The organism is uncultured Bacteroides sp. (genome assembly GCF_910578895.1).
GTDB lineage: Bacteria > Bacteroidota > Bacteroidia > Bacteroidales > Bacteroidaceae > Bacteroides.
Map to the genome: position 1 here is coordinate 18,126 of NZ_CAJTSC010000034.1, position 12,392 is coordinate 30,517.

General features: G+C 43.0%; 12 protein-coding genes and 1 pseudogene. 10 read left to right on the top strand and 3 right to left on the bottom strand.

Annotation, left to right across the window (positions count from 1 at the left end; translation table 11 throughout):
- The first annotated feature begins 334 nt into the window (after positions 1-334).
- Positions 335-1,222: an ACP S-malonyltransferase gene (gene fabD / locus QZ327_RS09660; protein ID WP_294618850.1), complete on the top strand. Its 888-nt coding sequence runs from the start codon at positions 335-337 to the stop codon at positions 1,220-1,222.
- Between the two features lie 94 nt (positions 1,223-1,316).
- Here the strand turns inward: fabD and QZ327_RS09665 are convergent, their stop codons facing one another.
- Positions 1,317-1,466 (bottom strand): hypothetical protein, encoded by a 150-nt coding sequence (locus QZ327_RS09665; protein ID WP_294618851.1) that lies wholly within the window; start codon positions 1,464-1,466, stop codon positions 1,317-1,319.
- Between the two features lie 247 nt (positions 1,467-1,713).
- On the opposite strand from QZ327_RS09665, the gene QZ327_RS09670 reads away from it, so the two are divergent.
- The 5 genes from QZ327_RS09670 (at position 1,714) to QZ327_RS09690 (ending at position 6,530) form a co-directional block, all read left to right on the top strand.
- A complete protein-coding gene (locus tag QZ327_RS09670; protein ID WP_294618852.1) occupies positions 1,714-2,181 on the top strand; it encodes an HU family DNA-binding protein in 468 nt (155 codons plus the stop codon).
- A 259-nt stretch (positions 2,182-2,440) separates the two neighbouring features.
- The gene (locus QZ327_RS09675; protein WP_294618853.1) at positions 2,441-3,562 is read left to right on the top strand and encodes a DUF362 domain-containing protein; all 1,122 of its coding nucleotides are present in this window, start codon (positions 2,441-2,443) and stop codon (positions 3,560-3,562) included.
- A 20-nt stretch (positions 3,563-3,582) separates the two neighbouring features.
- Positions 3,583-3,978, top strand: a complete 396-nt coding sequence (locus QZ327_RS09680) for a phosphoribosyltransferase (RefSeq protein WP_294618854.1) — start codon at positions 3,583-3,585, stop codon at positions 3,976-3,978.
- Between the two features lie 17 nt (positions 3,979-3,995).
- Positions 3,996-4,802, top strand: a complete 807-nt coding sequence (locus tag QZ327_RS09685) for a patatin-like phospholipase family protein (RefSeq protein WP_294618855.1) — start codon at positions 3,996-3,998, stop codon at positions 4,800-4,802.
- Positions 4,803-4,832: 30 nt separating this feature from the next.
- On the top strand, positions 4,833-6,530 hold the full coding sequence (locus QZ327_RS09690; protein ID WP_294618856.1) for an alpha-amylase family protein: 1,698 nt from the start codon (positions 4,833-4,835) through the stop codon (positions 6,528-6,530).
- Positions 6,531-6,559: 29 nt separating this feature from the next.
- Here the strand turns inward: QZ327_RS09690 and QZ327_RS09695 are convergent, their stop codons facing one another.
- On the bottom strand, positions 6,560-6,799 hold the full coding sequence (locus QZ327_RS09695) for a hypothetical protein (RefSeq protein WP_294618857.1): 240 nt from the start codon (positions 6,797-6,799) through the stop codon (positions 6,560-6,562).
- Positions 6,800-7,098: 299 nt separating this feature from the next.
- On the opposite strand from QZ327_RS09695, the gene QZ327_RS09700 reads away from it, so the two are divergent.
- The 4 genes and pseudogenes from QZ327_RS09700 to QZ327_RS09715 all read left to right on the top strand — a co-directional run.
- Positions 7,099-7,764 (top strand): DUF2461 domain-containing protein, encoded by a 666-nt coding sequence (locus QZ327_RS09700; protein WP_294618858.1) that lies wholly within the window; start codon positions 7,099-7,101, stop codon positions 7,762-7,764.
- Between the two features lie 31 nt (positions 7,765-7,795).
- Positions 7,796-8,242 carry a YhcH/YjgK/YiaL family protein gene (locus QZ327_RS09705; protein ID WP_294618859.1) on the top strand — a complete coding sequence of 149 codons (447 nt, stop codon included), beginning with the start codon at positions 7,796-7,798 and terminating at the stop codon, positions 8,240-8,242.
- A 26-nt stretch (positions 8,243-8,268) separates the two neighbouring features.
- Positions 8,269-10,278, top strand: a complete 2,010-nt coding sequence (locus tag QZ327_RS09710) for an alpha amylase C-terminal domain-containing protein (RefSeq protein ID WP_294618860.1) — start codon at positions 8,269-8,271, stop codon at positions 10,276-10,278.
- 391 nt (positions 10,279-10,669) lie between these two features.
- Positions 10,670-10,861, top strand: a pseudogene (locus tag QZ327_RS09715) (RteC domain-containing protein); the annotation flags it as partial.
- 150 nt (positions 10,862-11,011) lie between these two features.
- Here the strand turns inward: QZ327_RS09715 and QZ327_RS09720 are convergent.
- Positions 11,012-11,725 carry a tetratricopeptide repeat protein gene (locus QZ327_RS09720; RefSeq protein ID WP_294618861.1) on the bottom strand — a complete coding sequence of 238 codons (714 nt, stop codon included), beginning with the start codon at positions 11,723-11,725 and terminating at the stop codon, positions 11,012-11,014.
- Between the last annotated feature and the right edge of the window lie 667 nt (positions 11,726-12,392).

Below are 12,392 nucleotides of genomic sequence, written 5' to 3' on the forward strand. Positions count from 1 at the left end.
TGATATTTTTATGATGTTATAAAGCATTATTTTTCAAATATATACATATCGTATATTTTACAATATCAACTTATTGTGTTATCATAAAAAATACAATATGTAGTTTAAGGTATAAGCGACAGGTGGTAATTGTAGCGAGTACAATAACTATGAAGTGCTTAATTCATAAGTATTTCTATATCCGGATGCCCGCCTTGCGGAGAGGCCACATATTGTATTATAAACATACTATGAAAAAGGTACATTGCACAAAAAACACTCTTTTGTGCGGTGGTTACCGGAAAAACCTCTACCTTTGCGCCACTTTTTAATCAAACACTAAAAACGAGTAAATATGAAAGCATTTGTATTTCCGGGTCAAGGTGCCCAATTCGTTGGAATGGGAAAAGACCTGTACGAAAATTCGGCTTTAGCCAAGGAACTTTTTGAAAAGGCAAATGATATCCTCGGATATCGTATTACAGATATCATGTTCAACGGTACGGACGAAGATCTGCGCCAGACCAAAGTGACACAGCCTGCCGTGTTCCTTCATTCCGTAATCTCCGCGCTTTGCATGGGCGATGACTTCAAACCCGAAATGACCGCCGGTCACTCATTGGGCGAGTTCTCTGCATTGGTTGCTGCCGGTGCGCTGAGTTTTGAAGATGGCCTGAAATTGGTTTATGCACGTGCGATGGCTATGCAAAAAGCCTGTGAGGCACAACCCTCTACGATGGCGGCAATCATTGCCCTGCCGGATGAAAAAGTTGAAGAAATCTGCGCGCAGGTAAGTGCAGATGGCGAAGTTTGCGTTGCAGCCAACTACAATTGCCCGGGACAGATTGTTATTTCCGGTTCTATCGAAGGAATCAACAAGGCTTGCGAGCTGATGAAGGCTGCCGGTGCCAAACGTGCCTTGCCGTTGAAAGTGGGCGGTGCATTCCACTCCCCGCTGATGGACCCTGCCAAGGTTGAATTGGAAGCCGCTATCAACGCTACCGAGTTCCATACTCCGAAGTGTCCTGTCTATCAGAATGTGGACGCTCTGCCTCATACCGATCCTGCCGAAATCAAGAAAAACCTTGTTGCCCAGCTGACAGCTTCAGTACGTTGGACGCAAACGGTCAAGAATATGGTTGCCGATGGCGCTGCCGACTTCACGGAATGCGGACCGGGTGCAGTGCTGCAAGGACTTATTAAGAAAATCGATAACAGTGTATCGGCTCACGGCATTGCATAATCCATAAAGAATATCAACTAATTCTAAAAAAGCGGCAAATCACCAAGTGAAATGCCGCTTTTTTAGGACTCATTTATTAATAGAGATTATGTCATCATTCCGCTTCTCCCCACCCTATCAGGGCAGGACCGCTTTCTTCCGTAACCACTCTTTCCACAGTCAAAGGCCGGGCTTTTGCCGATACCGCAGATATTATGACCGCTAACAGGGCAAGCATAACAATCGTCAGACTTTTAGTTTTCATATCTCTAAGTTTTTTACTTCTTTGCCGCAAATATAAGATTTTATCGGTCTATTACACTGATTACATGAAGAAATTGTAGTAGAAAAATAATTTGGAAATCAATGAATTATAACTTTTTCTGAAAAAACATGCCCTAAAGGCGGTAAAAGGGGGCGTACTCCTAATGCCCTATCTTATCTTTGCATAGCCATTGAAACCAATGGCAATAGTAAACCTTTATTTTTTAACCAATTAAACTTTAACAATTATGGCTTTAGAGTATGTAGTAACGAAAAGAGTGTTCGGCTTTGACGAGTCGAAAGCAGAAAAGTATGTGGCAAAAGCTGTCGGTTCGGGACAAGTGAGTTTCAACAAGATGTGTGCAAAGGTCAGCCGCCTTTGCGGCATTCACCGCAAGGTGGTGGAGCTGGTAGTGAGCGGTCTGGTAGACATGATGGCGGAGGAAATTGACGATGGCAAAACCGTACAAATGGGTGAGTTCGGACTGTTCCGTCCTACTATCAGAACGAAGAGTGCCGATACTGAAGAAGATGTAAAGGCAAGCAACATCCTTTCCAAACGTATCGTGTTCACTCCGGGAAAGATATTTCACCGTACATTGAAGGAGATGAGCGTCACCCGTGCCATGCCCGTTGACACCGACTATACGGACGGAAGCAGCAGCAATGGCGGCGGCTCCCTCAATGGGGGTGAAGAAACGGATCCGTTAGGCTGATTGCCGTGAAGAAAGGAGAAGGCTGTTCTCCAAAACGTATAAAGAGGTTGTCCAATTTTGGGCAACCTCTTGTCGTTTGTAACTATATCTTCTGCTGTTTTATGGCATATTGATACATGTTTTCCAATGCGAGGAATCGCGTACAAATAATACGCGGACGGATTATGTAGACCTTCTGCCCTACTTTTATATCATATACCTGCCATTATTTGATTTTATCTATTATTTTTGCAAAAACAATCACAATAAAGATATATACATGGAAAAAGCAAAAGTGTATTTTTCAGACTTACGCACCTCTCCTACTTCCAATCTTTTAGACAAGATGGAACGTCTGCTTAAACGTGCAGGCATCGGACAGCTTCCGTTGAAAGACAGTTTTACGGCTATCAAGATACATTTCGGCGAACCGGGCAATCTGGCGTATATCCGCCCTAATTATGCCGCGCGTATGGCAACCCTGCTACGCAGCTTCGGCGCCAAGCCTTTTTTGACGGATTGCAATACGCTGTATTCAGGACGCCGTTCCAATGCGGTAGACCATTTGCAAAGCGCTATGGAGAATGGCTTCAATCCCATATCCGCCCAATGCCAAGTGATTATAGCTGACGGGCTGAAAGGCACGGACTACAGAGAGATTCCGGTAGACGGAGAATACTGCCCTGCCCCAAAAATCGGTACCGCCATTGCCGATGCGGATGTCATTATCAGCATGAACCACTTCAAAGGGCACGAACAAGCCGGATTTGGAGGCGCACTGAAGAATTTGGGAATGGGATGCGCCAGTGTAGGCGGCAAACTGGAACTGCACGCATCGTCACAGCCTAAAGTGGTTGCTGAAAATTGCATCGGATGCAATATATGCGTAAAGCATTGCGCACACAACGCCATACATCTGAATGCCGGCCGTAGAGCGGAAATAGATTATGCAAAATGCGTGGGATGCGGACAGTGCGTGGCGCTGTGCCAGCATGATGCCGCTGTAGTGAGCGACTGGGACACTTCCGAACGCCTGAACTACAAGATTGCAGAATATTCCGCAGCCGTGCTGAAAGACAAGCCGCACTTCCATATCAGTTTTATAATGAACGTATCGCCCGAATGCGACTGCTGGAACCATAATGACGCCGCCATAATCCCGGACCTCGGCATGCTGGCATCGGCAGACCCTGTGGCGCTGGACAAGGCTTGTGCGGACATGGTTATTCAGGCACCCGTGTTGCACGGCAATAATGTGCTTGCCCAAAAGCATGAACACGATGACCTTTGCGGCTGCGACAAATTCCACATAATACATCCCGATACGGACTGGCTTGCCGGACTGCGTCATGCCGAAAAGATTGGTTTGGGAACAATGGATTACGAGTTGATAAAAATATAAATACAAATTACATTACTCTTATGGCAAAAACAATGGAAGAAGTGCTGGAACGTTTCCGCACGATTGAGTTTCACGACGATTTCGATATGATTGTCGCCATTGCCAATGGCGGAATAGTTCCGGCAGGCATCATCAACCAGCGCCTGCAAAAAGAGGTGCATCTGCTGCGCATCAATCTGAGGGACGAATACCAGCATCCCAAATTCGATGCTCCGCAGTTGTTGGCACCTATTGATTTTGATTTCAAAGGAAAGAGTATCCTGTTGGTGGATGACCGTATAAAAACGGGGGCTACCATAAAACTGGCGCGCGAACTGCTGAAAGAGGCGCGCTGTGTCAGGACATTTGCCGTGAACGGTACTGCCGATTATGCCTTGTTTGATGAAACGTGCTTTAAATTTCCGTGGATACTATAGATGAATATACCGAAAACATGGAAGTAGCAACAAACAATTGGTTCTCTAATAAATACCCTATCGGTTATGCCTTGAGTGGAGGGTTCATTAAGGGATTTGCCCATTTGGGTGCGATGCAGGCATTGTTGGAGCACGATATTAAGCCCGATATCATTTCCGGTGTCAGTGCAGGTGCGCTGGCGGGTGTGTTTTATGCAGACGGCAATGAACCTCATAAGGTGCTGGAGTATTTTGCCGGACATAAATTTCAGGACTTGACGAAGTTGGTAATTCCCAAAGTAGGCCTGTTCGACCTCAGTGAATTTAAAGATTTCCTGAAAAGCAACCTGAAAGCGAAGAGGTTGGAAGAACTGAAGTTGCCGCTGATTGTCACCGCTACCGATTTGGATCATGGGCGTCTTGCACACTTCCATAAAGGAGATATTGCAGAACGTGTAGCCGCATCTTGTTGTATGCCTGTGCTGTTTGCGCCCGTAAAAATAGACGAAACGTATTACGTGGACGGCGGATTGTTGATGAACCTGCCGGTAACCATCATCCGGCGCGTATGTGAAAAAATTGTAGCTATCAACGTCAGTCCTTTGATGGCGCCCAAATATAAAATGAATATCGTAAGCGTTGCCTTGCGTTCGTATCACTTCATGTTTCGTTCCAACTCGTTCCCCGAACGGGAAAAAGCCGACTTGCTGATAGAGCCTTACAATCTGGACGGCTATAGCAACAGGGAATTGGAAAAGGCGGAGGAGATATTTATGCAAGGATACAGTGCCACCAACAACATATTGGAACGCTTGCAAATAGAAAAAGGCACTATATGGAAATAATAACAATAACCACTTTCTAAATAAGAAGAAATGAGTGACGAAAACAAACTGATTATTTATCAAGTGTTTACCCGATTGTTCGGAAATAACAATAATCATTGTATTCACAACGGTAACATTGCCGAAAACGGTTGTGGCAAAATGGCGGATTTTACCGTCAAGGCATTGGGGGAAATCAAGAAACTGGGAGCTACCCACATCTGGTATACCGGTATTATCGAACATGCCACACAAACGGATTACCGCCGTTATAACATCCGCCCCGACCATCCGGCTGTTGTGAAAGGCAAAGCCGGTTCGCCCTACGCCATAAAGGATTATTATGACGTAGACCCTGACTTGGCGACAGATGTTCCTGAACGTATGAGAGAATTCGAGAAACTGGTGCAACGCACTCATCGCAGCGGGTTGAAGGTGATTATCGACTTCGTACCCAACCACGTGGCACGCCAATACCATTCGGATATGCAACCCGACGGTACTTCCCAGTTGGGAGCAGACGATGATGCGGGCTATGCATTCAGCCCTTATAATAATTTCTATTATATTCCGCAGTCGGAACTGCACGGGCAGTTCGATATGAAAAGCGTTGCCGCCGAACCTTATAAAGAGCTTCCCGCCAAAGCTACCGGTAACAATCGCTTTGACGCATATCCCGACATTAACGACTGGTACGAGACGATTAAACTGAATTATGGTGTAGACTATCAGAATGGCGGTACTTGCCACTTTGATCCGATTCCCGATACATGGACCAAAATGCTGGATATTCTGATGTTTTGGGCGGGAAAACATATCGACGGATTCCGTTGTGATATGGCGGAAATGGTTCCTGTTGAGTTTTGGGAATGGGCCATTCCCAAAGTAAAAGCCAAGTATCCCACCCTGCTCTTCATTGCCGAGGTTTATAATCCGAAGGAATATGGCAATTATCTGTTTCGCGGAAAATTTGATTACCTCTATGATAAAGTGGGATTGTACGACACGCTTCGGGCAATTGTCTGCGGCAATGAATCGGCAACCGCCATCACACGGGCATGGCAGGGTTTGGGTGGAATAGAAAAACGAATGCTGAATTTTCTGGAAAACCATGACGAGCAACGTATCGCTTCCGAATTCTTTGCAGGTGATCCGCGCAAAGCCGTTCCCGCTCTTATCGTATCGGCATGTATGAATGTAAATCCTATGATGATTTACTTCGGACAAGAGTTCGGCGAGCCGGGCATGGACAGTGAAGGTTTCAGTGGCAGAGACGGGCGTACCACTATTTTTGACTATTGGAGCGTAGATACTATCCGCCGCTGGCGTAATGGCGGGAAATTCGACGGGAAGATGCTGACGGACAACCAGAAATATCTGTATGGCATCTATCAGCGCATATTGACATTATGCAACGAGGAGAAGGCTGTTTCGCAAGGAGAGTTCTTCGACTTGATGTATGCCAACATCAACGGCTGGCGCTTCAACGAGCATAAACAATATACTTTCTTGCGTAAGTCCGGACGGGATTTACTGTTATTTGTCGTGAACTTCGATCACATGTCGGCAGACCTGGCAATCAATATCCCCTCCCACGCTTTTGATTTTCTGCAAATACCGCAAATGGACCGGTATCAAGCCGTGGATTTATTGACCGGTAAAGAAGAGGTGTTAAGCTTATTACCCTATAAGGCAACGGAAATATCCGTAGAAGGATATAGCGGAAAAATCCTTAAAATAAAGCTGTAAATCCAACGAAGTAATGCAGGGTGATTCAATCACTCTGCATTATCTTTGCCTTCCATCTTATCTTTCAACTGATATAAACGGGTGATGGCGGGATTATAAAATTCATCCGGATAATGGCTGGCGATATCGTTCAAATTAGCCTGTACATACTGTTTCACATCAAATATATTTGCCGCCTCGCTCAACATGACATGTTCGGGGAATGATGCTGTTTTAGTCCACTCTATCAGAGCGTTGACGCTTTCTTCGTCATATTTATACTCTTTCATATTCTGCATATTTTCTTGCAAAGATATAACAAATGCTAAAGTTATGCTTATCCTTATGAACAAAATCTGAAAGTGCAATGTTATATAGATGTGTTTTTCATAGTATTAGATATAAGATTAATTAAAGGAGACGTACCCGCTTGTGATAAGTAAGTACATCAAAGAACAGAAGCGTCTGTTTTGATTGATAAATGTGTAAGAAGCATCGGTTTACCCCAAGCCGATGCTTTTTTTATCTCTATTTGTAGCATGTTAAAAATATTATCCGTAAATTTGGCAGAAATAAGGATTTATATGGTATGAATATTCCTGTTATATTTCAATTTCTAAAAGAGCTGTCCGCCAACAACAATCGTGAATGGTTTAATGCTCATCGGGAGCAGTATGAAAACGCCCGGGACGAGTTTGAGAACTTGTTGACAGTAATTATATCCCGTATCTCTTTGTTTGACGAGAGTATCCGTGGCATTGAAGCTAAGGACTGCACATACCGTATCTATCGGGATACGCGTTTTACAGAAGACAAAACGCCTTATAAAAATCATTTTGGCGGCTACATCAATGCCAGAGGAAAGAAATCGGATCATTGCGGATATTATGTCCATCTGCAACCGGGAAATTGCCTGTTGGCAGGTGGCAGTTATTGTCCGCCTTCTCCACTCCTGAAAGCCTTGCGGCAAGCGGTTTATGACAATATGGATGAATTTCGGGAAATTGTTGAGGATCCCGCCTTCAAGCAATATTTTCCTGTTATCGGGGAGAATTTTCTGAAAACAGCTCCGAAAGGTTTCCCTAAGGATTATCCGTACTTGAAATATCTGCAATGCAAGGAATATACCGTTACCTGCTATCAGCCTGACAATTTTTTTCTGGCTCCCGACTTCCTGGATCGTACGGATGATATTTTCAGACAGATGAAACGCTTTTCGGACTTTGTGAACTACACAATAGACGATTTTATATAATTATTTATAACCAACTTAAAACATTTGAATTATGGTAGTAGACAGACTTGAAAACATAGAGAAATATGCTTCGCTGAATCCTTTATTCGCACAGGCAATCGAGTTTTTGAAATCGCACGATTTAAACGCGCTGGAAGTAGGGAAAATAGAGCTTAAAGGCAAGGATTTGCTTGTGAATGTAGCGCAGACCAAGCCGAAAGCAAAGGAAGATGCCAAGTTGGAAACCCATAGGGATTTTATTGATATTCAGATTCCCCTGTCAGGTACCGAATTAATGGGTTACACCGCTGCGGCGGATTGCGTTCCGGCAGATGCTCCTTATAATGCAGAAAAGGATATTACTTTTTTTGCCGGTCTGGCGGAAAGCTATATTGAAGTAAAGCCGGGCATGTTTGCCATTTTCTTTCCACAAGACGGACATGCTCCCGGTATCACCCCGGACGGTGTGAAAAAAGTAATTGTGAAAGTTAAAGCATAATATCAAATATTCCAAATCAATCCTCTATGGAAATATTGAATTTGATTAAGAACGATTCGTGGCTGGAACCATATACGGATGCCATAAACGGACGCCATAAACATGCCGCTGAAAAAGAGGCGGAGTTGACAGGCAAGGGAAAGCAGACGTTATCGGATTTTGCATCCGGTTACCTTTATTTCGGCTTGCATCGTACCAACGATGGTTGGGTGTTTCGGGAATGGGCTCCTAATGCCACACGGATTTTTCTGGTTGGAACATTCAACAGTTGGAAGGAAGAGAAAAAATACAGCCTGAAGCGGAAGGCAAATGGTAACTGGGAAATAAAACTCCCTGCCGATGCCATGAAACACGGTGACTTATACAAGCTGATGATATATTGGGACGGCGGTTGCGGTGAACGAATTCCGGCATGGGCAAATCGGGTTGTGCAAGACGAGCAAACCAAGATATTCAGTGCGCAGGTATGGGCTCCGGAGAAACCATATAAAATGAAAAAAAAGACTTTCAAGGCTGTTACCGATCCGTTGCTGATTTATGAATGCCACATCGGCATGGCGCAACAGGAAGAAAAGGTTGGCAGCTACAGAGAGTTCAAAGAAAAAGTTCTTCCGCGCATTGCCAAAGACGGATATAACTGCATTCAGATTATGGCGATTCAGGAGCATCCGTATTATGGAAGTTTCGGCTATCACGTTTCCAGCTTTTTTGCCGCTTCTTCCCGTTTCGGCACTCCGGACGAATTGAAAGAATTGATTGATGCAGCCCACAGCATGGGCATTGCAGTTATCATGGACATCGTCCATTCGCATGCAGTGAAAAACGAGGTCGAGGGACTGGGTAACTTTGCCGGCGATCCGAATCAATATTTCTATCCGGGTATTCGGCGCGAACATCCGGCATGGGATTCCCTTTGTTTTGATTATGGAAAGAATGAAGTGATTCATTTCTTGCTGTCCAACTGCAAATATTGGATGGAAGAGTATCATTTTGACGGTTTCCGCTTTGACGGTGTGACTTCCATGTTGTATTACAGCCATGGTTTAGGAGAAGCTTTCTGTAACTATGGAGATTACTTCAATGGTCACCAAGATGACAATGCTGTTTGTTATCTGACGCTTGCAAACCGCTTGATTCATCAGGTTAATCCTAAAGCAATCACTATTGCGGAAGAAGTATCGGGAATGCCGGGTCTGGCTGCAAAATTCGAGGACGGCGGCTATGGTTTCGACTATCGTATGGCAATGAACATTCCCGATTATTGGATTAAAACTATCAAGGAAAAGATTGACGAGGACTGGAAGCCGTCCAGTATGTTTTGGGAAGTAACCAACCGGCGCCAGGATGAAAAAACAATATCCTATGCGGAAAGCCACGATCAGGCATTGGTGGGTGACAAAACCATTGTCTTCCGTCTGATAGATGCCGATATGTATTGGCACATGCAGAAGGGTGATGAGAACTATATGGTACATCGTGGCATCGCCTTGCACAAAATGATACGCTTGCTGACGGCAACGACTATCAATGGAGGTTATCTCAATTTCATGGGCAATGAATTCGGTCATCCCGAATGGATAGACTTTCCTCGCGAAGGCAATGGATGGTCGTGCAAGTATGCTCGTCGTCAATGGAATTTGGTTGATAATAAGAATTTGGCATATCACTATCTGGGCGATTTCGATTGCGCCATGCTGGGAGTTATCAAAAGTGTGAAGAAATTCCAAGCTACAAAGGTTCAGGAAATATGGCATAATGACGGCGACCAGATATTGGCATATATGCGTAAGGATTTGGTATTTGTATTTAACTTCAATCCCAAACAGTCTTTCGCCGACTATGGTTTCCTGGTACCGGCAGGTTCCTATGAGGTTATATTAAATACGGATAATCCTGATTATGGCGGCAATGGGCTGACAGATGATACAGTGAAACATTTCACCCTTTCGGATCCTTTATATAAGAAAGAGAAGAAAGAATGGCTGAAACTCTATATTCCGGCACGTACAGCGGTTGTATTGAGAAAGACTAAATAGGTTGCCCCTCAAAAGTGCTTATCTGCGGGATATTGAAAGGAAACAGTATCCTGCAGATTTTTTCAATAAGTAGGGGTGTTCCGTAAATGCTCCTCTTTCTCACAAATCAAGAGAAAAGTTTTACTTTCCGTGGACTTTTCTCTTGATTTTTTTCTGCAAAATCTCAAGTCCTCTTTCTTTTATAAAATATTGTTTACAAATTCCTATTTTTCCTTTCCATCCATACATTATGTACATGTAGTTTTTAGGAGAAGTTAAAACCTCTCCTCCTTTCTTGTTATTTCAGTCTGATTATGTAGCCTTCCTTTTTTCTTTTCAACCTTTTCTATCATGAAGGTGTGCATTTGACACATCCTCCTAAATCTTTATCCTAAACACAAAATAGTGAATGTATAATCATTTTGTTTTCCACTTGACCATGTATGATAAATACTACTTTGTACGAGGAAAGGCTGATATTCGGTCATACGCTGATAACGCACAATTCGATAAAGATCCGAATTTTTCAACAGGGTACGACTATACGGTAGCCAAGATATTAGCCAATGAAATGAGGATTATATTCCCAGTCCTAAATAATCGTAATGTATTTTGGGATTAGATATAAATATCTAAAGAAGAGTGATAAAACTCTCTTATTAGCCAAATCACCCCTGTTACAGAACTGTAACAGGGGTGATTTATATATTTTAGGTGTTTTGACACACCTTCCTTTTTGGGATATCTTTTTTATTTACTGCAATTGAGAATTAATGAAATTCAACATTGTAGTTGCATTATCTTTCATTTTCTTTTGAGCCGGCTTGTCGGCAGACAGTAACGGAATAAGTTTATCCAGATGTTCCTTGGCTTGTTTGAATTCCTCTTTTGCCTTGTCTGCATCTGTCTTCAGCAGATTTGCACCTTGACTGTAATATAATGAACCTAAACTATTAAGCGCATTCACATTGTCAGGCTGGATAGCGATAGCTTGCTTGAAAGCTTCTTCTGCAGCATTGTTTTTCTTGGCTCTCTGTGCCAAAATACCTTGATTTACATAGTAAGTGGCATACAATTTGGTCAATGTTTTATTATCAGGAACAGCTTCCAGACCTTCTTTCAAAGTAGCAACATACTCATCGTTTTTCTTCAGGTCCTTTAATGCACTGGCTTTTCCAATATAGGCGTTGGCTAAATTATACTTTTTCTGTACGGCTATGTCAAAGTATTTCAGTGCATCAGCAGGTTTATTGATTTTGTCGGCACAAACTCCACAGTTAAAAGCGATTACAGAATCCTGATTATTGGTTTGTGTCAGATAGGTGCTGAACTTTGTAAATGCTTCTTGATAATTTTTTGCTTCAAGAGCGGTTTTACCTTCGTTAACCAATTGTGCAGGATCAGCGTTCTGCGCAAAGAAATTAGTAGCTGCGCAGCTTAATGCAAGAGATAAAATTAATTTTTTCATATGCTTTTATAATTTTAGAAGTTGATATTTCAAAGTTAGCAGCCTATAACGTAGGAGCAAAACCTTTTTATTTTTTTTTACCTTTTTACAAGAGTAGTAACAAGTGTTATTTTACGTAAACAAGAAAACCGTGGATTAGCAATCTCCATGGATAAAAATAGGCGATAGAGCACATCCTGTACCGAACGACAAACGATGTCTCCTACTATTGGAAGATGGAAGTATTGTTGACGAAAATTCGGACTGGGAGGACAAATGCTTACTTGTTATAGCATATATACCCATCCCCTCTTTCGATGAAATACTTGAAGCGAACAAGGATGTGCTGAAACGGATTAAAGAGAAAGGAGATTGATATGGAACTAACCAAGCAAGACTGTTACTGTATTAAAAAGCAAGTTAAGAAACTCACCATGCGGATAGACGTGTAAAAAGAAGAGCATGCACGTTTGTACGAACGCACTTGTCTCGAAGAACTGAAATCGGAAATTGACAAACGAATTGAAGCGATGGACGATTGTGTTGATGGAATAATAAAATATATAACGGATAAAAAGAGAAGATTGAAATGAGCCCCATCCGTTAAGACGGGGCTCAAACATTACATTAAATTTAAAATCAGATGGGAAATAATAGCCTTGGAATTGTATTGTTACAGCGAACGTAT